17 protein-coding genes and 1 pseudogene are annotated in these 21304 nt (G+C 72.0%); 15 read left to right on the top strand and 3 right to left on the bottom strand.

The window, feature by feature from the left end:
- The first annotated feature begins 58 nt into the window (after positions 1 to 58).
- From ligD to ACIQCZ_RS05890, 10 genes and pseudogenes are all read left to right on the top strand, one after another.
- Positions 59 to 955, top strand: a complete 897-nt coding sequence (ligD, locus tag ACIQCZ_RS05935; protein WP_402280003.1) for a non-homologous end-joining DNA ligase — start codon at positions 59 to 61, stop codon at positions 953 to 955.
- Positions 956 to 1143: 188 nt separating this feature from the next.
- Positions 1144 to 1713 carry a TetR/AcrR family transcriptional regulator gene (locus ACIQCZ_RS05930; protein ID WP_402280002.1) on the top strand — a complete coding sequence of 190 codons (570 nt, stop codon included), beginning with the start codon at positions 1144 to 1146 and terminating at the stop codon, positions 1711 to 1713.
- A gap of 478 nt (positions 1714 to 2191) precedes the next feature.
- The gene (locus ACIQCZ_RS05925) at positions 2192 to 4372 is read left to right on the top strand and encodes a HEAT repeat domain-containing protein (RefSeq protein WP_402280000.1); all 2181 of its coding nucleotides are present in this window, start codon (positions 2192 to 2194) and stop codon (positions 4370 to 4372) included.
- A complete protein-coding gene (locus ACIQCZ_RS05920; RefSeq protein ID WP_402279999.1) occupies positions 4369 to 4710 on the top strand; it encodes a zinc-ribbon domain-containing protein in 342 nt (113 codons plus the stop codon). Before ACIQCZ_RS05925 ends, ACIQCZ_RS05920 begins: the two co-directional genes overlap by 4 nt.
- 179 nt (positions 4711 to 4889) lie before the next feature.
- Entirely contained in the window at positions 4890 to 5639 is a 750-nt protein-coding gene (locus tag ACIQCZ_RS05915) for a hypothetical protein (protein WP_402279997.1), read from the top strand.
- Between the two features lie 32 nt (positions 5640 to 5671).
- Entirely contained in the window at positions 5672 to 6985 is a 1314-nt protein-coding gene (locus ACIQCZ_RS05910) for an ATP-binding protein (protein ID WP_402280244.1), read from the top strand.
- 168 nt (positions 6986 to 7153) lie between these two features.
- Positions 7154 to 8533 (top strand): FtsW/RodA/SpoVE family cell cycle protein, encoded by a 1380-nt coding sequence (locus ACIQCZ_RS05905; RefSeq protein ID WP_402279995.1) that lies wholly within the window; start codon positions 7154 to 7156, stop codon positions 8531 to 8533.
- Positions 8534 to 8630: 97 nt separating this feature from the next.
- Positions 8631 to 10088, top strand: coding sequence for a peptidoglycan D,D-transpeptidase FtsI family protein (locus tag ACIQCZ_RS05900; RefSeq protein ID WP_402279993.1), 1458 nt, complete (start codon positions 8631 to 8633; stop codon positions 10086 to 10088).
- A 4-nt stretch (positions 10089 to 10092) separates the two neighbouring features.
- Complete coding sequence (locus ACIQCZ_RS05895; protein ID WP_402279992.1) at positions 10093 to 11154, top strand: amidase family protein; 1062 nt, start codon at positions 10093 to 10095, stop codon at positions 11152 to 11154.
- 99 nt (positions 11155 to 11253) lie between these two features.
- Positions 11254 to 11349 (top strand): annotated as a pseudogene (locus tag ACIQCZ_RS05890) (DUF3291 domain-containing protein); the annotation flags it as partial.
- A gap of 26 nt (positions 11350 to 11375) precedes the next feature.
- Here ACIQCZ_RS05890 and ACIQCZ_RS05885 read toward each other — a convergent pair.
- Entirely contained in the window at positions 11376 to 12497 is a 1122-nt protein-coding gene (locus ACIQCZ_RS05885) for a ferritin-like domain-containing protein (protein ID WP_402279990.1), read from the bottom strand.
- A 178-nt stretch (positions 12498 to 12675) separates the two neighbouring features.
- Here ACIQCZ_RS05885 and ACIQCZ_RS05880 point away from each other — a divergent pair, with 178 nt between their 5' ends.
- The 5 genes from ACIQCZ_RS05880 to ACIQCZ_RS05860 all read left to right on the top strand — a co-directional run bounded on the left by ACIQCZ_RS05880 (position 12676) and on the right by ACIQCZ_RS05860 (position 19081).
- Entirely contained in the window at positions 12676 to 13611 is a 936-nt protein-coding gene (locus ACIQCZ_RS05880; RefSeq protein ID WP_402279989.1) for a diiron oxygenase, read from the top strand.
- 135 nt (positions 13612 to 13746) lie between these two features.
- Entirely contained in the window at positions 13747 to 14496 is a 750-nt protein-coding gene (locus tag ACIQCZ_RS05875; RefSeq protein ID WP_402279988.1) for a TetR/AcrR family transcriptional regulator, read from the top strand.
- 17 nt (positions 14497 to 14513) lie between these two features.
- Positions 14514 to 14780 carry a hypothetical protein gene (locus ACIQCZ_RS05870; protein ID WP_376272050.1) on the top strand — a complete coding sequence of 89 codons (267 nt, stop codon included), beginning with the start codon at positions 14514 to 14516 and terminating at the stop codon, positions 14778 to 14780.
- Positions 14781 to 15067: 287 nt separating this feature from the next.
- Positions 15068 to 17662, top strand: coding sequence for a PQQ-binding-like beta-propeller repeat protein (locus ACIQCZ_RS05865; protein ID WP_402279987.1), 2595 nt, complete (start codon positions 15068 to 15070; stop codon positions 17660 to 17662).
- A gap of 237 nt (positions 17663 to 17899) precedes the next feature.
- Positions 17900 to 19081, top strand: a complete 1182-nt coding sequence (locus tag ACIQCZ_RS05860; protein WP_402279986.1) for an NlpC/P60 family protein — start codon at positions 17900 to 17902, stop codon at positions 19079 to 19081.
- Positions 19082 to 19135: 54 nt separating this feature from the next.
- Here ACIQCZ_RS05860 and ACIQCZ_RS05855 read toward each other — a convergent pair whose 3' ends face one another.
- Together ACIQCZ_RS05855 and ACIQCZ_RS05850 are read right to left on the bottom strand one after the other, a co-directional pair.
- Complete coding sequence (locus ACIQCZ_RS05855) at positions 19136 to 19753, bottom strand: hypothetical protein (RefSeq protein ID WP_402279984.1); 618 nt, start codon at positions 19751 to 19753, stop codon at positions 19136 to 19138.
- Positions 19754 to 19963: 210 nt separating this feature from the next.
- Positions 19964 to 21202: a styrene monooxygenase/indole monooxygenase family protein gene (locus ACIQCZ_RS05850; protein ID WP_402279983.1), complete on the bottom strand. Its 1239-nt coding sequence runs from the start codon at positions 21200 to 21202 to the stop codon at positions 19964 to 19966.
- Positions 21203 to 21304 lie beyond the last annotated feature (102 nt).

The following is a 21304-nucleotide window of genomic DNA, read 5'->3' as shown; positions in this document are numbered from 1 at the left end:
TCACCCCTTGCATCCGCATGGATACCTGTAGATCCGAAATGCATGTGATTCTTATCGTATGACGCCCATCACAGAGGTGGAGGGACGGCGGCTGGCGCTCAGCAACCTCGACAAGGTCCTGTACCCGGCCACCGGGACCACCAAGGGCGAGGTGCTCCACTACTACGCCGCCACCGCCGCCCAGGCCCTGCTGACACATCTGCGCGACCGGCCGGTGTCCTTCCTGCGCTATCCGGACGGGCCGGACGGGCAGCGCTTCTTCACCAAGAACCCGCCGCCGGGCACACCGTCCTGGGTACGGACCACCCCGGTGCCGCGCAGCGAGGACGAGTCGGCCCGCCAGGTGGTCGTACAGGATCTGGCCTCGCTGATGTGGGCGGCCAACCTGGTGGTGGAGTTCCACACCCCGCAGTGGCGGACCGATGCGCCCGGGACGGCCGACCGGATGGTGTTCGACCTGGACCCCGGAGCGCCCGCGACCGTGGTGGAGTGCTGCGCGGTGGCGGTGTGGCTGCGCGAGCGACTGGCGGCGGACCGGCTGTCCGCGTACGCGAAGACCTCCGGGTCGAAGGGGCTGCATCTGCTCGTACCGCTGGAGCCGGCCCCCGCCGATCGGGTGTCGGCCTACGCCAAGAGGCTGGCCGTCGAGGCGGAGCAGGAGCTTCCCGAGCTGGTCGTGCACCGGATGACGCGGACACTGCGACCGGGGAAGGTCTTCGTCGACTTCAGCCAGAACGCGGCGTCGAAGACGACCGCCGCCCCCTACACGCTGCGTGCCCGCCCCGAACCGACCGTCTCCGCGCCCGTCACCTGGACGGAGATCGAGGAGTGCCGGGCGCCACGGGGACTGACCTTCCTGGCCCATGACATGGGGGCACGCCTGGAGCGGTACGGGGACCTGCTCGGGCCGCTCGTCGATCCCGACCGGGCGCGGCCCCTGCCGGTCGCGCGCTGAGCACTGTCCCATAACCCGCCTCCCGGCCCTCCGGCCCGCGGTCCGGGCCCGCTTCCCCGGAAGGAAGGGTTCGGGCCGCCGGGCGGACGCCCTCCATGGCCGATTCGACGAGCCCTTAAAGAGCACAGCAATGTGCCTATACCTTTTAGGCACATGCATAATTGATTCTGTCGAAAGAAGAGGCGGGCATGGTACGCGTGGGGCTGAGCACGGAACGTCTGATCCGGGCGGGCGCGGAACTGGCGGACGAGGTCGGCTTCGACCAGGTGACCGTCTCGGCGCTCGCCAGGCAGTTCGATGTCAAGGTGGCGAGTCTCTACTCGCACGTGAAGAACTCCCAGGACCTCAAGACGGGGATCGCCCTGCTCGCACTGGAGGAGCTCGCCGACCGCGGCGCCGCCGCGCTGGCTGGGCGGGCCGGCAAGGACGCCCTGGTCGCCTTCGCGAACGTCTACCGCGACTACGCCCAGGAGCACCCCGGCCGCTACGCCGCGGCGCAGCTGAAGCTCGACCCGGCGGCGGCAGCCACCAGTGCGGGCGGCAGGCACGCGCAGATGACGCGGGCGATCCTGCGGGGATACGACCTGACGGAGCCGGACCAGACGCACGCGGTCCGACTGCTGGGCAGCGTCTTTCACGGCTATGTCAGCCTGGAGCTGGCGGGCGGGTTCAGCCACAGTGCTCCGGACTCGCAGGAGAGCTGGTCGAGGACCCTGGACGCCCTCGACGCCCTGCTGCGGAACTGGCCCGCGCCGTGACCGCGGCCCGCGCCGGCCGGAGGCCGTGACCTCCTCCGCGTGTGCACCGACGGCCCCGGCCTCTGCGGCAGAAGAACGGATTCCGCCGGGCTGCCGCTGCCCGACGGGCTCCACCGGGCTGCCACTGCCCGACGGGCTCCACCGGGACGCCGCCACCCGCCGCCTCGTCGGTGAACGGTGAGCCGGTCCGGTCTTCACTGCCCACGGCGCCTTCCCGGCCCACGCCCGATGCTGATCCGTCCGTCCCCCCTCCGTCCGTCGCCGCCGCCGCCGCAATCGTTGTCGCCGTCGCCGTCGCAGTCGTCGTTGCCGCCGTCATCGCCGGAAGAGGACGTTCCGGCTCGGCCCGCCGATAGCGCATGACGGGATCTTTGTCATGTCCGTAAGGAAATGACCGCATGTGGAGGGCGGTCGTCCGAGCGGTGGTGCAGACTCCTCGCAGACACTGCTTCGTGGAAGTGCGTGGGGAGGCGAGGGCGTGTTCGCAGGAATCGACGAGGTCGACTGGACCTCTATGGAGCATGCCTACGGGCCTGCCGATGATGTGCCGACGATGCTGCGGGGTCTGGCGTCCGCCGATCCGGCGGAGCGCGAGGTGGCTCTGGACGGCATGTACGGGGCCGTTCACCACCAGGGTGATGTGTATGCCTGCACGCTGGCCTGCATTCCTTTTCTCTTCGAGCTGGCCGTGGACCCGGGGATTGCGGACCGGGGCAGCATCGTCGAGTTGCTCACCAGCATCGGTGGCATCGATCTGGACGAGGACGACGAGGACGATCTGGACGAGGAGGAGATCGAGGGCGCGGCCAACTACGCGATGGCGGCGGCCGCCGTCGCCGCGGGTTCCGGGGTGTTCTGTGAGCTGATGGCCGACGAGGACCCAGGGGTACGGCTCGCCGCGCCCCTGGCACTCGCCGCGCTCCACAGCCATCCGGCGCGGGTGCTCGCGCTGCTGCGGGAGCGGCTCCCGGTGGAGCCCGCCGAGGAGGTGCGGCTCGCGCTGGTCGAGGCGGCCGGGCGGGTCGCGCTGCGCCATCGCGGGCTGGCTGGACAGGCGGCCGACTGGCTGACCCGGCTGGCCGGTGAGGGCTTCCCGCCTGGGCTGCGGCTCGCCGCGCTGGCGCAGCTGGCCCGGTGTGCGCCGGACGCGCTGCCGGGCGATGTCGTACGGGTGGTGACGGGGCTGCTGCGTCAGCTGCGCTCCGCGCCCCGGCGCCGCTCCGCATCGGCCCCCGGGGCCGATGCGCAGGCCGGTCCGGCCGAAGCGGTCGCGGTCGTCGACGCGCACACCGAGGCGTCCGGGGCCGGTGAGCCGCCCGGCGAGGAGCGGGCCGTACCGGTGACCATGGTGGGACAGTTGCGGGCGCTGTCCGACGAGGAGACCTCCGGGCGCACCGCTCCCTGGACGGCGGATCTGCTGCGGACCCTGCACGTCGGGCTCGACGACCGGGTCGCCGAGCGGACGGCGCTGCTGACCGATCAGCTGCGCAGCCCCGACCACCGGCAGCGGATCGACGCCCTCCGGATGAGCAGCGGGCTGATCAGGGCCTGGCGCGGCTCGTACGAGGAGCTGGTCCGGCTGGTCGGTGAGCAGCTCGCCACCCCTGAGCCTCGGCTGGCCGAGGCCGCCGCGCATGTGCTGGAGGAGCTGTTCGGGCTCGCCGCGCCCGCCGCCGACGCGCTGGCGGCCCGGGTGGCGGCCGACCCCGGCGCCTGGGTGCAGGACTGGCCGAGCGGGCCTCCGGGGCTCGGCAGCGCCGTGAAGGCGCTGGCCCGGCTGGGCGATGCCCGTGCCGTGCCCGCGCTGGCCGCGGCGCTGGAGCGGCCCGAGGTGCCGCACGACGTGGGCTCCGCCATCGACCGGATGGGAGCGGCGGCCGTCCCGTTGACCGCCGTGCTGCGCCGCAGGCTCGGGGAGGTCCGGCTCGACGAGCGGGCGTACGACCGGGCCGGTCCGCTGCTCGCGGGGCTGACCGCGCTGCGGGCGGACGAGGCGGTGCCCGAGGTGCTGCGGGTGCTGCGCGGCGCGCCGGACCACCGGGGCGGGTGGCTGCGTACGGCGGCGCTGCGGGCGCTCGCTTCGTTCGGGCCCGCGGCGCACGCCGCGGCACCGGAACTGCGCGCGCTGCTGTACCGACCGGGAGCCGCCTCGGCGACGGAGGCGGCCCAGGCCCTGTGGGCGGTCGACGGCGACGCCGACGCCGTGCTGCCGGTGCTGATCGAGGGCCTGCAGGCGGAGCGCGACCACGAGCGGCGCTCCGCGCTGAACGCGCTGGGCGGGCTCGGGACGCGGGCGGCGGTGACGGCGCCCCGGCTGCGCGCACTGCTCCGGCACGAGGAGCCGTGGCTCCGGGTGGACGCGGCGATCGCGCTGTGGGACGTGTCGGGGCGGGCCGCGGAGTCCGTGCCGGTGCTCCTGACGGCCTGGGAGCAGAACCGCCATGTCCGGGTCCGGGTGGCGGAATGTCTGGCGCGCAAGGGTGTCGCTGATGCCGGGTCGGACGCGGCACACGCGCTGCGCGCCGAACTCGCCTCCGTACGCCGTCACAACGCGATGGACGGCGGATACGGCAGTCACGACACGTACGAGGACGAAAGGCTGCTGGCGCTCTGCCGGCAGGCACTCATGGGGAAGACGGGGAAGGGACCCACCATATGATCATTTTCGGTACGCGGGGTTATCTGTACCAGCTGGCCATAATGACGCTGGTCTGCGGCTGGTGCGGCAATCCGGCCGCGCACACGCTGCGCAAGCGGGTCACCAAGTTCACGCTGTTCTTCGTGCCGCTGTTCCCGTTCTCGACGAAGTTCGCGACGCAGTGCACGTTCTGCGGCGGGGAGCAGCAGATCGCGAAGGAGCAGGCCGAGCAGTTGCTGGCGCAGCACGCCGCCTCGCTGGACGGCAATCCGTTCGGGCAGGCACAGGCCCAGGGGCAGGGCCAGGGGCAGCCGGGACACGCACCGGGCGGCCAGGGCCACAACCCCTACCAGCGCTGAACCGTCACTTCGCGCCGACGCCGCGGACAGCCGTTCCCGGCGTCGTACACCGGTCGGGCAGCCGCTCCCGGCCCCGGTCGGGCACCGCTCCGGGCAGCCTCCCCATGCACTAAATAGGCATAAAGGACTTCCTTCCGAATAAGGTCTATGAGGTATGGACCACGGGAAGGGAGGGTGTCATGCGTCGGGAGCGCCGGGTGCGAAGCCGCACGGCGGCGGCCGTCGGGGTCGCCGTCGGCGCGGCACTGCTGGCCGGTTGCGGTGTCGGCGGCGGGCTGCAGAGCGCCGGGCGGGCTCCGGCCGCCGTCGGGCCCGCCCTGCTCTGGCCCGAGCTGCCGCCCGCCTCCGCCGCGCCGTACGACTACGGCGAGGGCGAGACCGCGCGCATCCCCGGGATCAAGGTGCCGGACGACGATGTGCACCGTCTGGATCCGGTGGCGGTGGTGCAGGCGGGCCTGAAGGCCCAACCCAACCGCTCCAGCGGCACCGCCGACCTGCCCGCCGAAACGGTCCGCCTCATCGGCGCGTGCCGTTCCGATCCGGCGTCCTGCCCGGTGCTGCGGCCCTATTTCCGTGATCTGACGGGCGACGGCAAGGACGAGATGGTGGTCGGCATCCGGCTGCCGGACCACCAGCTCTCCGTACGGGTCTACATGCCGGAGGGGGGCGGCCTGACCCGGATCCTGTCCACCTCGGACGCCGTGATCAGCGTCCAGCTGGCCGGGCGGGATCTGATCATGCGGGCCCCGTCGGCCATCACCGGCTACGAGTACCGCACCGCCTGGTCCTGGGACAGCCGGCAGCGCGCGATGCTGCCCACCCGGGACGAGATCCTGCGGACGCCTCCGTCCCCGGCCCCGCGTCCGCACACCACGACCGCCGAGCCGACCGCCAAGCCGTCCGCCGGCGTTTCCGCGGAGCGCCGGTGAGCCGCCACAGGACGGCGCGGCGCGGGCCGCGCATGCCTTCCTGGGCCGCGACGCTCACCTGGAAGTCCGCCGTCTTCATCACCGTGATGTGCTGCGCGCTCGCCGCACTGCTGAGCGTTCTGGTCCACGGCGAGGTGACGCACCAGACCGTCAGCCAGGCCCGGGAGAAGGCGCTGTCGCGACTGGCGGACGTCACCGTCGCGTACGAGACGGGCGAGGCGCTCCCACCGGGTTCCGGCATCGATCCGCCGGGGCTGCCCGACTCCCTGCGCGCACTGGCCGCGGGCGGTCGACGTGGCACGCTCGTCGCCTATCACGACGGGCGTCCGGCCATGTGGGCGGCGGCTCCGGCCGACGGCCGCGCGCTGGCCACGGCGGTGGACTACAGCCAGAGCGCCCGCACGATCAACGATCTCGACGGGGCGATCGTCGGTTCCTCCCTGCTGGCCACCGGCGCCACGCTGCTGGTCGGCGCGTTCGCCGTCACCCGGGTCACCCGGAGGCTGCACCAGACGGCCCGGGTGGCCGGCCGGATCAGCGCGGGCGACCTCGACGCCCGCGTCGACGACCCGCGCACGGCGGACCCCTCGCGCCCTCAGGACGAGGTGGCGATCGTCGCGGGTGCGCTGGACACGATGGCGTCCACGCTCCAGCGCAAGCTGCAGACGGAACAGCGGTTCACCGCCGATGTGGCGCACGAGCTCCGCACTCCGCTGACCGGCCTCTCGGCCGCCGCCGAACTGCTGCCGCCGGGGCGGCCGTCGGAGCTGGTGCGGGACCGGGTCCGGGCGATGCGGGCACTGACGGAGGACCTGCTGGAGATCTCCCGGCTCGACGCCCGTACGGAACAGGTCGATCTCGACGTGCACGAACTGGCTCCGCTCGTCGAGCGCGTGGTGCGCGCTTCCGGGACGAGGACCACGGTCCGTTCCGTGGAGGGCGGCCGGGAAGGCCGGCCCGCGCCCGTGCGGGTCGAGACCGACAAGCGCCGCCTGGAGCGGGTGCTGGGCAATCTGATCACCAACGCGCACAGGCACGGCCGGCTCCCGGTGGTACTGACGGTCGACGGGCCGACGGTGACCGTACGCGATCACGGTCCGGGCTTTCCGGACTACCTGCTGGAGGACGGTCCGCAGCGGTTCCGTACCGAGGGCGGCAGGGGACACGGTCTGGGGCTGACCATCGCCGTCGGGCAGGCGGCGGCGATCGGCGCCGGTCTCGACTTCTCCAACGCCCCGGACGGCGGAGCGGTGGCGCGCCTGACGCTCCCCGAGTACGTGCTGCTCGACGACGAGGGCGCCCGGAGCCCCGACGATCCGGATCCCTCTCCGCGTCACGAGCAGTGACGGCGCTTCGGCGCCGCACCGCACTCCACCCCACCGCACCGCACTCCACCCCACCGCACCGCACCCCACCGCACCGGTAGCGGACATCGGGCGCACCTTTACGGATATCCGGACATACCCGCTATGACATAAGGGAAATAGACACCACCTCTTGCTACGTTGCGGGACATGACCGCAACGACGGCGGACGCACCCCCGCCCGACCCACGCCTGCCCAAGCGGCGCGGGGTCGAGCTCCTGCTCCTCATCGGGTCCGTCCTCGTCCCCGTCTACGGCTACGCCGCAGTCGGCCTGGCCAGGAACGGCGCGGTCCCGCCCGATGTGGCCGGATACGGCGCGGGCCTCGGGCTGCTCGCCCTCCTGGCCCATCTCGCGGTCCGCTTCCGGGCCCCGTTCGCCGATCCGCTGCTGCTGCCCATCGCCGTGCTGCTCAACGGACTCGGTCTGGTGCTGATCTACCGGCTCGATCTGGAGACCCCGAAGGACCAGGCGGCCCCCACCCAGCTGATCTGGTCCACGCTCGGGGTGGCGCTCTTCATCGTGGTGGTCGTCTTCCTCCGCGACCACCGGGTGCTCCAGCGGTACGCCTATCTCTCGGTCGCCGCCGCCCTGGTCCTGATGATCGTGCCGATCTTCTTCCCCGCGGTGAACGGTGCCAAGATCTGGATCCGGGTCGGCGGATTCTCCTTCCAGCCGGGCGAGTTCGCCAAGATCCTGCTCGCCGTGTTCTTCGCCGCGTATCTCGCCGCGAACCGCAACGCCCTCGCCTACACCGGCCGCAGGATCTGGAAGCTCCAGCTCCCCACCGGGCGGGTGCTCGGCCCGATCGTGGCGATCTGGCTGCTCAGCGTCGGCGTGCTGGTCCTGGAGCGCGATCTGGGCACGTCACTGCTGTTCTTCGGCCTCTTCGTGATCATGCTGTACGTGGCGACCGGCCGGACCGGCTGGATCGCGGTCGGCCTGCTGCTCGCCGCCGTCGGCGCGTTCGTGGTCGGCTCCTTCGAACCGCATGTGCACAGCCGGGTCCAGGACTGGCTCGACCCGTTCGCCACCATCAAGGCGGGCCAGGGCCCCGGTCAGCTGGCCCAGTCACTGTTCGCGTTCGCCGCGGGCGGGATGCTCGGTACCGGGCTCGGGCTCGGGCATTCCATCCTCATCGGCTTCGCCGCCAAGTCCGACTTCATTCTGGCGACCGCGGGCGAGGAGCTCGGGCTGACCGGGCTGACCGCAATCTTCCTGCTGTACGCGCTGCTCGTCGCCCGCGGCTACCGGGCCGGCCTCGCCCTGCGCGACCCCTTCGGGCGACTGCTCTCGATCGGTCTCGCCTCGATCCTGGCCCTCCAGGTGTTCGTGATCGCGGGCGGAGTGATGGGGCTGATCCCGCTGACCGGCATGGCGATGCCGTTCCTCGCCCAGGGCGGTTCGTCCGTCGTCACCAACTGGATCATCGTGGCGCTGCTGATCCGGGTCAGCGACCAGGCCCGCAGACCGCATCCCGAACATGTGGAGACCGGAATCGTCGCACCGACGGCGGAGGACGAGCCGTGACCCCGTACCCGCGAGCCGTGCGCACACACCGGCGGGCGGTGCCGCCGCACCCCCGAGCCGAGACCCCCCACCCGCCGCCGGCCCCGGAGGTCAGGCCGTGATCCGCTACATCCGCCGGGCCGCCGCGCTCCTTCTGCTGCTGCTCGTCGCACTGCTGCTGAACGCCGCGCGCATCCAGGTCTTCGAAGCCGACAGCCTGGACGACAATCCGGCCAACCGCCGTCTCACGATCGCCCGTTACCACCAGCCGCGCGGCAACATCCTGGTCGGCGGCAGGTCCGTGACCGGTTCCGAGAACACCGGTGAGCAGCTCGCCCACGAGCGCACGTACAAGGACGGCCCGCTGTACGCGCCGGTGACCGGCTACGCCTCGCAGACGTACGGCACGACCCTGATCGAGCACGCCGAGGACGAGATCCTCTCCGGCACCGACCCGATGCTCGCCCCGCTCCCGCTGTGGAACGAGATCACCCGCGGCCGGCAGCCCGGCGGCAACGTCGTCACGACCATCAAGGACACGGTGCAGCGCGCCGCCTACGACGGGCTCGGCGGACGGCGGGGCGCGGTCGCCGCCGTCGAACCGTCGACCGGCCGGATCCTGGCGCTGGTCTCGTCCCCCTCGTACGATCCCGGGCTGCTCTCCGGCACCGGTTCCTCCGTGACCGACGCCTGGCGGCGGTTGAACGCGGACAGGAGCCGGCCCATGCTGAACCGGGCGATCCGGCAGACCTATCCGCCGGGCTCCACCTTCAAGATCGTGACCGCGGCGGCCGCGCTCGACGCGGGCGTCGTCACCGATCCCGACGCCGAGACCGACACCCCGTCCCCCTATGTGCTGCCGGGCACGACGACCACACTGCCCAACGAGGCGGAAGGCTGCGAGAACGCCCCGCTCGCCGAGGCGATCCGGGTCTCCTGCAACACGGTGATGGCGGAACTGGGGGTGCGGGTCGGGCTGAAGGGCATGGTGGACGCGGTGCGGAAGTTCGGCTTCAACGACACCGGGCTGAAGATCCCGTCGGGGGTGGCGAAGAGCAACTTCGACATTCACATGTCGGACGACCAGCTGGCGCTCTCGTCGATCGGCCAGTTCGACACGACGGCGACACCGCTCCAGATGGCGATGGTGGCCTCGGCCGTGGCGAACGGCGGCGACCTCAAGTACCCGCATCTGGTCGACCGTACGACCACGAGAGACGGCTCGACCGTTCATCGCGAAGGCTCGCACACCTACCACCGGGCCATGAACCCGCGGACGGCCTCGCAGCTGCAGAGGATGATGGTCGACGTCGTGGAACAGGGCACCGGGTCCAACGCCGCCATCGACGGGGTGACGGTCGGCGGCAAGACCGGCACCGCGCAGCACGGCATCGACAACTCGGGCAGGCCGTACGCCTGGTTCATCTCCTGGGCGCAGGCGCCGGATTCGGGGCAGCCGGCCGTCGCGGTCGCCGTGGTGGTCGAGGACGCCGCCGCCGACCGGGCCGACATCAGCGGCGGTGGCAGCGCGGCCCCGATCGCCCGTTCCGTCATGCGGGCGGCTCTGGGAGGCTGAGCATGTGACGGATGCGGGTGGGGCGGCCTCGGCACTGGAGCGGATCGATCGGGAGGATCCGCGCCTGTGCGCGTTCATCGAGGTGTGGCACGAGAGGGTGGCCGCCGGGGCCGAATCCGCGCGCCGGCTCCCGCTGGGCGGAATGCCGTTCGCGGTCAAGGGCCCTGTCGGCATCCGTTCGTACACGGCCCGGCGGCTGATCGCCGCCGGTGGCCTCCCGGTCGGCGCGACCTCGGTGCCCGGCCCCGGCACGCCCTGGCAGACGTGGGGGCTGGGCGCGCACGGCCGTACGGTCAACCCATGGCGCCCCGACCGCACCCCGGGCGGCTCCTCGGCCGGTTCGGCGGTGGCGGTCGCGGCGGATCTGGTGGACCTGGCGACCGGCAGCGACGGGGCGGGGTCGGTCCGGATACCGGCGGCGTGGTGCGGGGTGTTCGGCCTGAAGACGACGAACGGCCTGCTGCCGTCGCCCGACCGGTCCGGGCTCGCGTCCGCCGGGGTGCTGGCCCGTTCGGCGGTGCACGCCCAGACGTTCCTGCGTTGTGTGCTGGACGGCTACGAACCGGCGACCGCGGCGCTTCCCGTCCCTGCCGTGTTCAGCCCCGACCTGGGGTACGCGCAGGTCGACCCGGAGGTCGGGGCCGTCGTCCGGCGGGCGGTGCGGCGGCTCGTGACGGCCGAAGTGGTGCGGCTCGTGGACCGTACGTGCGTGCTGCTCGATCCGCGAGAGGCGTGGCAGGCGGTCCGCAGCGGGGAGCCGGCCCCGGCCGCCTCGGAGCTCCGACGCGAGAACGACCTGCGGCTCGACGCCCTGTTCGCCCGTACGCCCCTGCTGCTCACCCCGACCACCCCCAACCGCCCGCATGGCCACGACGGTCCGGGCGAGCTCTACTCGACCGCACTGACCTGGGCGTTCAACCTCAGCGGGCATCCCGCCGCGAGCGTGCCCGCGGGATTCACGGCCGACGGCTGCCCGGTCGGCCTCCAGTTGGTCGCGGAGCGCGGGGCGGACGTCTCGCTGCTCGGAATGGCCCGTGCGGTGGAGAGCGCGCTGATTACGGCCTGATCCACTCTCCGTCGTGCACCGGGCCGTCAGCGTGCGGCCACGTCATTCGGCGACCGCCGGACCGGCACCGGCGCCGGCACCGGCCATGAACCGGCCCAGGTGAACACAGCCCGCCTCGGATTCCCCCTGGACTCCCCCGAGCTGAAGGACTTCGTCGACGCCCCCGACCCGGTGAAATCGGTCGCCGACGAGGCGGCCCCCAGGCGGCCGCGGCCGCCGCCTCATTGCGCCGACGGGTCCGCCGCGACGCCCTGCGCGATCGCCTCTTCGACCTCGGCGACCCTGGCCTGCTCCTCGGCCGCGAACCGGTCGCGGTCGAGCTGCTCGGCGGTCTCCTCGTCCTGGGCCATGAGCAGGTCCAGGCTGGAGTCGCCGAGTTCGAGGACGCCCATGTCGACGTAGGCCTTCTGAAGTCGTTCGCCCCACAGGCCGATGTCCTTGACGCACGGCACTATCCGGCTGAACAGCAGCTTGCGGAACAGCTGCAGGAACGGCGACTGCTCCGAGAGCGCGTCGGCCTCCTGCCTGCCGATGCCGAAGTTCTCCAGCACCTCGACGCCCCGGATCCGGTCCCGCATCAGGTAGCAGCCCTCGATGACGAACTCCTCGCGTTCGCGCAGTTCGGCGTCGCTCAACTGCTTGTAGTAGTCCCGCAGCGCCATCCTCCCGAAGGCGACGTGCCGGGCCTCGTCCTGCATGACGTACGCCAGGATCTGCTTGGGCAGCGGCTTGTTCGTCGTGTCGCGGATCATGCCGAACGCTGCCAGGGCGAGCCCTTCGATGAGGACCTGCATCCCGAGGTACGGCATGTCCCAGCGCGAGTCGCGCAGGGTGTCGCCGAGCAGCCCCTGGAGGTTGTCGTTGATCGGGTAGAGCATCCCGACCTTCTCGTGCAGGAACCGGCCGTAGACCTCCGCGTGCCGGGCCTCGTCCATGGTCTGGGTCGCCGAGTAGAACTTCGCGTCCAGGTCGGGCACGGACTCCACGATCCTGGCCGCGCAGACCATGGCGCCCTGCTCACCATGGAGGAACTGGCTGAACTGCCAGGCGGTGTAGTGCTTGCGCAGCTCGCCCCGGTCCTTCTCGGTCATCTTCGCCCAGTGCGGGGTGCCGTACAGGGTGAGGGCCTCGTCGGGGGTGCCGAGCGGGTCGGCGGGATCGACCTCGAGGGACCAGTCGATGCGCTTGTTGCCGTCCCACTGCTTGTCCTTGCCCTTCTGGTAGAGGGCGAGCAGGCGTTCGCGGCCGTCGTCGTAGTCCCAGCTGAAGCGGGCGGCGCCGGAGGCGGGCACCTGCCACAGCGGCGTGTCGGGGGCGGTGGTGTAGAGGTCGTGTGTCGACACGGACGGCTCCTTCGCCTTGCGTGCTCCGATAAGTTCCGCGGCGGTTGCCTCAGTTGGCAGGTTCACACGTTGCTAGACACCGGGTCAACAAGTAGCGCGCAAGGGATTGACGGCCTTGCTGACGAGCAGTCTCATAAGAAGTGACCGCAGGTAACCCACATGTGAGGTGCCCCCAGCCATGACGACAGTGTCCGAACGCGATGTGCGATTGCTCCGCGACGCACTCGGCCCGCTCCGGGACCGCGAACAGATCGCCGAGCGGCTGCTCGAATCCTCGGCCAAGCACTCGTTCGACCCGGACAAGGAACTCGACTGGGACGCGCCGATCGAGAACGGCAAATGGTTCTGGCCGCCCGAGCTCGTCTCGCTCTACGACACCCCGCTGTGGCGGAAGATGTCCGAGGAGCAGCGGATGGACCTGTCCCGGCACGAGGCGGCATCACTGGCCTCGCTGGGCATCTGGTTCGAGATCATCCTCATGCAGCTGCTGGTCCGGCACATCTATGACAAGCCGCCGACCAGCAATCACGTCCGATACGCACTCACCGAGATAGCCGACGAGTGCCGGCACTCGATGATGTTCGGCCGCATGATCAAGTGGAGCCGGACGCCCGACTACCCCGTGCCGCGCGTCTATCACAACCTCGCACGCGTACTGAAGACCATCTCCACCACGCCCGGTTCGTTCGCGGCGACCCTGCTCGGCGAGGAGATCCTCGACTGGATGCAGCGGCTGACGTTCCCGGACGAGCGCGTCCAGACGCTGGTGCGCGGGGTGACCCGCATCCATGTCGTCGAGGAGGCCCGGCACGTCCGGTACGCCCGCGAGGAGCTGCGCCGCCAGATGGTGACCGCCCCTCGCTGGGAGCGCGAGCTCACCCGGGTGAGCTGCGGCGAAGCGGCCCGGGTCTTCAGCGTCTGCTTCATCAATCCACAGGCCTACGAGAACGTCGGCCTGGACCGGCGCGAGGCCGTCGCCCAGGTGAAGGCGAGCGGCCATCGGGCGGAGGTGATGCAGAGCGGCGCGAAGCGGCTGACGGACTTCCTCGACGACATCGGGGTGCTCAACGGGGTGGGGCGCAGGCTGTGGAAGAGCTCGGGCCTGCTGGCCTGAGGTCACCCGACAGGCTCTGAGGCGAAGGGACGTCCGGACACCGGATGCGTGCGGGCGTTCCGAGGACGCGGCGAGGTGCCGTAGCCGTCGTCGTGCGCCCGCCGGGGGTTACGGACGGCCCTTAGGCTTCGACATATGACCTCCGCCGCCACAACCCCGCCGACCCGCGCCTACCGAAGGCTCAGCGTCGAGGAACGCCGCACCCAGCTCCTCGGTGCGGCACTCACCCTCTTCGCCCACCGGGCCCCCGACGAGGTCTCGCTCGACGAGGTGGCGACGGTCGCCGGGGTCTCCCGCCCTCTCGTCTACCGCTACTTCCCGGGCGGGCGGCAGCAGTTGTACGAGGCCGCGCTCCGGTCCGCCGCCGAGAAGCTGATCCTGTGTTTCGGCGAGCCGCCCGCGGGACCGCCGACCGAGCGTGTGCAGCGGGTGCTCGACCGCTATCTCGCCTTCGTCGACGAGCACGACGCCGGGTTCAGCGCGCTGCTGCGCGGCGGCAGTGTCGTCGGGACCTCCCGTACGACGGCGATCGTCGACGAGGTACGGCGGGCGGCGGCCGAGCAGATCCTGCTGCACCTGGGCCGGGACGGCACGGCTCCCGGGCCCCGGCTGCGGATGATGGTGCGGACCTGGATCGCGGCCGTCGAGGCGGCGTCCCTCATCTGGCTGGACGAGGGGAAGCGGCCCGCCGCGTCCGATCTGCGCGACTGGCTGGTCGACCAGCTGATCGTGCTGCTGGCCGCCACGGCGGCGACGGACCCGGAGACCGCCTCGACGGTCACGGAGCTGCTGCCGCTGGAGACCGCCGCGGGCCCGGCCGGGCAACTGGCGCAGCGGCTGATCCCGGTGGTCGGCGGAGCGGCCCATCTGCTGCCCGAGAACTGATCGGTCAGACTGGGACGGTGCGAAGCGAGAACACCCCCTTCACCGGCGGCCCCCTGGACGGGCGGGTCCTGCCCGTCCTCGTCGGCCCGACCGGCCATCCGCCCAAGTGGTACGAGGTCCCGGTACCGGCCGCCGACGGCGGACCCGCCACCGTGTACGCGTACCGCAGGGTCCCGGCCGGTCACTCCAAGCGGCTGGGGCTCCCGCGCGGCTGGGTGTACGAGTACGCCCCCGAGGGCCGTGAGCGGCACAGCCCCAAGTGGCCCTGGTCGAAGCCGGACTGAGGAAGGCGGGCCCGCGCGGCCGTGGGGCTGCTCGGACCGGCCGGTCCGAGACCGAGCGGCGAATGGGGGGCGGCGTCGCGGGGCCGGGCACGCACATCCGCGGCGTTGCCGTCGGTCGACAACTCCCCCATAGCCCGAAAGGCATGGGAGGGGCCCCCTCCGCGTCGACTCCCTCCTCCGCCTTGCAGACGCACGCACCCGGCCCCGCTCCTTCTTCCACCCCCCATGTGCCGGCCGGTCTAAGATCGACGCTCTGGTGCCGGGCACGGTCAGCAAGGGGGTGCGCCATGGAGGCGCTGCGTCAGGACGATCCACGCCGCATCGGTCCGTACGCCTTGCTGGCACGGTTCCGCGAGACCGCGAGCGCCGTGCAGTACCTCGCACACGACCCGGCCGACGACAGACCCGTGGTGGTGACCGCCGCCCGCCCCCGACTCGCCGCGCTGCCCGCCTTCCGGCGCCGTTTCCAGGCGGAGGCCCGCACCGCGGAACGGCTGGCCGACGGCTGGATCCAGCCGCCGCCGGGCGGTCCCGAAGACACGGACGACGTCCCGCCGTGGACGGCCGTCCCCTACACCCCCGCTCTGACGCTCGCCGAGGCGATCGAGATCACGGGTCCGCTCCCCGAGCGTGCCGTGCGGATACTGGGCGCGGGCATCGCCGAGACGCTGTCGCGCGTGCACGCGACCGGAGCCGTGCTCCAGGGCCTGGCCCCCGGAACGGTGCTGCTGGCCGAGGACGGGCCGCGGCTCACCGCGTTCGGCCCGCTGGGCGCCGCGGCAGCCGCCGAGGCCCGGCCCGGTGGGCAGTTGTCCGTACGACTCGGCTATCTCACCCCGGAGCAGGTCGAGGGCGAGGAACCCGGGCCGGCCTCCGACCTCTTCGTGCTGGGCCTGCTGCTGGCGTACGCAGCGACGGGCACGACGCCGCTCGCCGACGGCCCGGCCGCCGAGGGGGCCGAGCGGATCGCCCGCACCGCACCCGAACTCGGCGCGGTTCCCACGGAGTTGCGCGGCCTGATCGCCCGCTGTCTGGAGAAGGACCCGGCCGACCGGCCGACCGCGGGAACGGTCGCGGCGGAACTCGCCCTGGAGGGAGCGGCAGGTTCGGCGAAGGATGGCTGGCTGCCCGGGCGGGTGGCGGCCGCGGTGAAGGAACAGGGCGTACGAGCAGAGGAGTTGACGGCTTCCGCCCATCCGGTCGACGCGCCGGTGCGCGGACCGGCCGACGGGGCCGTCGACGGACCCGAGGACGCCGTCCCGGCCGGTGAGCCCGCCGACGCTCCCGTCACCACGCCCTCGGACGCGACGGCTGGCCCGGCCGCCCACGGCCCCGCCCCGGCCGCGGAGCCCCTCCCCGCCCAGGACACCCGTACCGCGCAGCTCGGGGACATCTGGCACCGGGCATCGAGGACCGACCGGCCCACGACCCAGCTGTCCGTTCCGCGCGAGCTCACCGGACCCGGCGCGGGGACGCCCGCCGAACCCCCCGTCGCGCTCCCCGCCGTACTCCCGCCGGTGCCGCTGCCGGTCCCGGTTCGCCCCGCGCCCGCGCCCTCCCCCGCCGTCGACCGGCGCGGTCTGTTCATCGGGCTCGCCGCCGGGGCCGCGGGACTGGTCGTCGGCGGAGGCGGGGCGCTCGCGTTCGGATCCGGGGACGGCGGCACGACGGACGACCCCAAGCCCGTACCGAGCCGCAGCGGCCCCGCCGTCGCGGGACTGCCCCCGCAGCCGCGCTGGGTGTACACGCACCCGGCGGCCGAACCGTCACCGCTCACCGCCGCCCTCTGGAACGACCGGTTGCTCGTGCTGACCGGCGAGAACGGTGCCGCCGGCGTCGATCTGCGCACCGGGCGCCGGGTCTGGGAGAGCGCCGACGCCGCCAAGGGGCAGGCCGCACTGCCGGCCGGGAAGGACCTCTGCTTCGTCGCCGGCCCGTCCGAGTTCCTGTGGCTGTCGCCGAAGGACGGCAAGGTGGCCCACCGGGTCGGCTACGCGGACCAGTTCAGCGGGGTGCCGAATCTCGCGATGGCCGAGATCGTCGGCGGCTCCGGACCGGTGGTCTGGTTCACCGGCTCGAACGAAGTCACCGTCAAGGCCCCGCCCCCGAAGAAGGGCAAGAAGCGCGGCAAGGACCAGAAGGTGGTCAGGTCCTATCTCTTCGCCTACGACATCCTGCGGCGCAAGGAGCTGTGGCGGACCGTCGTACCCACCGGACGCGGCCCCGCCGCCCCCGTCCACCGGCTGATCGCGGTCGGGCGCGACGACCTCGTCGTACGTCAGAGCCCGGCCACCCTCACCTCCGCCGACGTGAAGTCCGCCAAGGGGAAGGCCGTCTTCCGGGGCTTCGACCGGAAGACCGGGAAGCTGCTGTGGAGCAGGTCGTTCGGCACGGTCGCGCCCGACGGTGCGGCGACGGGTGACGACCGTGGCGTCGTGTACGCGGCGGTGGGCGACGACCTCCAGGCGTTCGAACTCCCGGAGGGCAAGCCGAAGTGGACGGTGAACGGCACCACCGGGACCGCGTACGGGACCTCCGTCGCCTCCGGGACCCTGCTGCACACCACCAACCGCAACCAGGAAGTGGGGGCGGTCGAGCGGGAGACGGGACGGCTGCGCTGGCGGCGCTCGACGGAGGCGGCACCCGGCCCCGCCGCCCCCGCGGTGACGCTCAGCACGTCCGGAAAGACGCTGCTGGCCGCGGACACGGCCCAGGTCACGGCGTTCGCGGCGGAGGACGGGCGGCGGCTGTGGAAGTTCCAGGACATCGGGTCCCAGGACCCGAAGGGGCCCACGGTCACCGCGCCGTACCGGGTGCTGGCGACCGGGAGAACGGTCGTCGTCCGGCGCGACCGGATCTTCTACGCGTTCCCGGTGGCCTGACGGCTGCCCCGATCCGGTCCGGCTCGGACCGAACGCGCCCCGGTCCGTTCCGTTCCGGAAGAAGGACAGCCCCTGCCCGAAACCCCTGGGACCGCATCCGCTCGCCGCCTTCCGGGCGAACCCCGGGCCGCCACACCACGGGGTTCTTGCATCCCCCGGCACCGAGTGACCGTATTGTTCCGTTGCGCTCACTTTTGGGGCATTTTCATGATTCGCCCCGCCGACGGAGGTGATGTCGTGTCGGGCAGAGTCCTGTGTGCGGTCTCCACCGCAGCCCTGGCCACGCTCCTCGTGGCCCCGCAGGCAGCCGCCGCGCCGGTGGCCCCGGACCCCGTGAGGAGCGGCAGCGCGAAACCGTCCGCCGCCCCTGGCCCGACAGCCGCGAACAAGAACGTCGCCCAGCTGCTGACCCAGCTCCAGAAGCTGTACCAGCAGGCCGAGGAGGCGACCGAGACGTACAACGGGACCGCGGCGGAGCTGAAGAAGCGCACGGCGGAAGCGAAACGGCTCAACGCCTCCCTGGCCGCCGCCCGGAGCGCGCTGTCCGACAGCCACGACCAGGCGGGGCAGCTGGCCCGGGAGCAGTACCAGGGGCGGTCCGACTTCTCCTCGTACATGCAGCTGCTGCTCGCCCGCGATCCCGAGCACCTCCTGGACCAGGAGCATGTGCTGCGGCGTGCTGCGGCCGAGCGGGCGGCGACCGTGAAGCGGCTCACCGGTGCCGAGAAACGCGCCCATGACCTGGCAACCGAATCCCGCAAGGTACTGGACCAGCAGCAGCTCCTGGCCGCGAGGCAGAGGAAACAGCGGGACGACGTACGGTCGCGGCTCAGGACCGTCGAGACGAAACTGGCCACGCTCTCCGCCGCGCAGCTCGCCGAGCTGTCCCGGCTGGAGCAGCAGGGCATGGCGAAGGCTCAGGGCGCCCTGGTCACCTCGGGCGCCCTGTCCTCGACCAGACCACCGTCCGAGGCGGGCGGCGCGGCGGTGAAGTACGCGATCGGGCAGATCGGGAAGCCGTACGTGTGGGGCGCGGAGGGGCCGGACTCGTTCGACTGCTCGGGGCTCACCTCGCGGGCCTGGGCGAAGGCGGGCCGGGTCATTCCGCGGACCTCGCAGGAACAGTGGAGGCAGTTGCCGAAGGTGCCGCTGAACGCGCTGCGCCCCGGCGACCTGGTGATCTACTTCCCGAAGGCCACTCATGTGGCGCTGTACATCGGCAACGGGCTGGTGGTCCAGGCGCCCCGGCCCGGCTCCCAGGTGAAGGTCTCGCCCGTGGCGTCGAATCCGCTGCTGGGCGCCGTACGGCCGGATCCGCGGAGCGAGCCGCTCTCCGCCTACCGGCTGCCGCAGCTCCCGCAGAGTGCTTCCGCGGGCTCGGACTCGGGGTACAGCTCGTCGTCGGCGCCCCAGGCCTGAGGGCTGTCCCGTGATCCGCGGCGGATCAGCGCGCGGCCCGCTCCCGGGCCGCGATCAGGACTGACCTCGGCTCTCCCGCACCCGGTCGGTCACGAGGGCGGCGATCGTCTCCGCCCGCGGAAAGCCTCCCGGCAGAACGATCGATCCGCGCCGCAGGGGGTTCGGCAGCGGCTGCACCGTCAGGGAGTGCACGGTACGGAATGTCCTGCCGAGCCGGTCCTTCACCTCGACGACCTTGTGCTCGGCCCGTTCGATCTCGTCCCACGCCAGTGCCGGCGCCTGTCCGGCGCCCTCCACGCAGTACACCGGTCCGGCGTCGTACACGGCGATCCACTGCGCCGGACGGGGCGGGCCGGGCCTCTGCCTCACGGTGGCCCACACCAGCATCAGGGTCAGGATGCAGCCGAAGGAGAAGGCGAAGACGAGGGGTGCGATGAGGTCGTCCCGGGCGGCGACCAGCCCCCAGGTGGTGAGGCCGCCGAGCAGGACGGCGAAGAACCCTGTGACCAGCACCCGCCCCCAGGAGCCGGGGTGTTCCCGGGCGCCGGCTGTGTGCCGGGGCGAGCCCCATTCGCGGGCGCGGGCGGCCGAGCGCATGGTCTCTGCCGTGCTGTCGTCGGGAACCCTGATCTCCTGCATGCCGCCCACCTTGACCGTGGTTGTCCTGGTCATGTCGGAGCGGTGATATTAGCGGGAAGGCTGCACGGTACGCGGGGATGCCGTGACGCCCCGCATGAGCCCCGGTCCGTGGTGCCCTCGCCGGGTCCCGGCTCACGGCGGGTGGCGGTCCGCCCGACGACCGGGCCGTCCGTGGGCCGTCCGAGGGCGGCCCACGGACACCGACGTTCACCGACGTCGACCGCCGCTTCGCAGGTCGGGCCCTTACGCGGCGCCCGACACCTCGGCGAGGTACGCGTTGGTCTTCTCCGGATCGAAGAAGAAGTTCTCGAAGTCCGCCGGGTTGTTGAAGCCGTTGGCGAAGCGGTCGGCGACCGGCTGGAGCTGGCCGGCGGCGCCGATCAGGTTCAGCACGTGCTCCGGCGGTACACCGAGCATCGCGTTGGTCCACTTCACGACGTGCTGCGTGTTCTCCCAGTGCCGGTCGAACGTGGCCTGCATCCACTCGGCGTCGAACTCGCGGTCACCGTGCTCGATGATCGAGTTCAGGTAGGAGTTCGCGCACTTGGAGGCCGTGTTGGAGCCCTGGCCGGTGACCGGGTCGTTGGCGACGACCACGTCTCCCACGCCGAGGACCAGCCCGCCGCCGGGCAGCCGGCCGATCGGCTTGCGGACGGTCGGGGCGTAACGGCCCGCCAGGGTGCCGTTGGCGTCGGTCAGTTCGACCTTGGTGGCACGGGCGTACTCCCAGGGCAGGAAACGCTCCATGAGCTCCAGCGTCTTGGCGAGGTGCTCGGAGGGGTCCTTGATGTCCTGGAACGCGTCGATCGGGCCGCCCGGGATGCCTTCCCAGAACAGGATGTCGGCGCGGCCGGAGGTGGTCAGGGTCGGCATCACGAAGAGCTCGCCGACGCCGGGCACCAGGTTGCAGCGGACCGCGTCGAACTCGGGGTGCTCGGGGCGCGGGCCCAGGCCGTGGACGTACGCGACGGCCAGGGCGCGCTGCGGGGCGTCGAACGGCGAACGGGACGCGTCCCGGCCGAACATGGAGACCAGCTCACCCTTGCCCGCGGAGACCATCACCAGGTCGTAGGTGCGGGAGAAGTAGTCCAGGTCCGAGACGGCGGCGCCGTGGATGACGAGCTGTCCGCCGCGCTGGGCGAACGTCTCCATCCAGCCGGCCATCTTCACGCGCTGGTCGATGGACTGGGCGTAGCCGTCGAGCTTGCCGACCCAGTCGACGGCGCGCGAGGAGTCCGGCGCGGCGACCGAGACGCCGAGGCCCTCGATGCGCGGGGCCTGGGACTCCCAGAAGTTGAGCTGGTAGTCGCGCTCGTACTGCAGCGCCGTGTGGAACATGCACTGCGTCGACATGACCCGGCCGGAGCGGATCTCGTCGGCGGTCCGGTTGGACATCAGGGTGACTTCGTAGCCTCTGGACTGCAGTCCGAGGGCGAGCTGGAGACCGGACTGGCCGGCTCCGACTATGAGTATCTTCCGCATCGCGGTTCTCCGTTACGTGTGACGTGCGAGCCGGGAGGGGGCTTCGGCGCGCTCCCGGGGCCTCTCGATTGGATCATGCCGGGCTCGTGGGCACCGCTCACC

Source organism: Streptomyces sp. NPDC093149 (assembly GCF_044754145.1).
Taxonomy (GTDB): Bacteria; Actinomycetota; Actinomycetes; order Streptomycetales; family Streptomycetaceae; genus Streptomyces.
The sequence above is the reverse complement of the archived record's forward strand: the minus strand, read 5'-3'. Positions and strand labels throughout refer to the sequence as shown.

Excerpts from the sequence above, each read along its gene's own strand:
- ligD (WP_402280003.1), top strand. The coding sequence starts at position 59 with ATGACGCCCATCACAGAGGTGGAGGGACGGCGGCTGGCGCTCAGCAAC.
- ACIQCZ_RS05930 (WP_402280002.1), top strand. The coding sequence starts at position 1,144 with ATGGTACGCGTGGGGCTGAGCACGGAACGTCTGATCCGGGCGGGCGCG.
- ACIQCZ_RS05920 (WP_402279999.1), top strand. The coding sequence starts at position 4,369 with ATGATCATTTTCGGTACGCGGGGTTATCTGTACCAGCTGGCCATAATG.
- ACIQCZ_RS05915 (WP_402279997.1), top strand. The coding sequence starts at position 4,890 with ATGCGTCGGGAGCGCCGGGTGCGAAGCCGCACGGCGGCGGCCGTCGGG.
- ACIQCZ_RS05910 (WP_402280244.1), top strand. The coding sequence starts at position 5,672 with ATGCCTTCCTGGGCCGCGACGCTCACCTGGAAGTCCGCCGTCTTCATC.
- ACIQCZ_RS05905 (WP_402279995.1), top strand. The coding sequence starts at position 7,154 with ATGACCGCAACGACGGCGGACGCACCCCCGCCCGACCCACGCCTGCCC.
- ACIQCZ_RS05880 (WP_402279989.1), top strand. The coding sequence starts at position 12,676 with ATGACGACAGTGTCCGAACGCGATGTGCGATTGCTCCGCGACGCACTC.
- ACIQCZ_RS05875 (WP_402279988.1), top strand. The coding sequence starts at position 13,747 with ATGACCTCCGCCGCCACAACCCCGCCGACCCGCGCCTACCGAAGGCTC.
- ACIQCZ_RS05865 (WP_402279987.1), top strand. The coding sequence starts at position 15,068 with ATGGAGGCGCTGCGTCAGGACGATCCACGCCGCATCGGTCCGTACGCC.
- ACIQCZ_RS05855 (WP_402279984.1), bottom strand. The coding sequence starts at position 19,753 with ATGACCAGGACAACCACGGTCAAGGTGGGCGGCATGCAGGAGATCAGG.
- ACIQCZ_RS05850 (WP_402279983.1), bottom strand. The coding sequence starts at position 21,202 with ATGCGGAAGATACTCATAGTCGGAGCCGGCCAGTCCGGTCTCCAGCTC.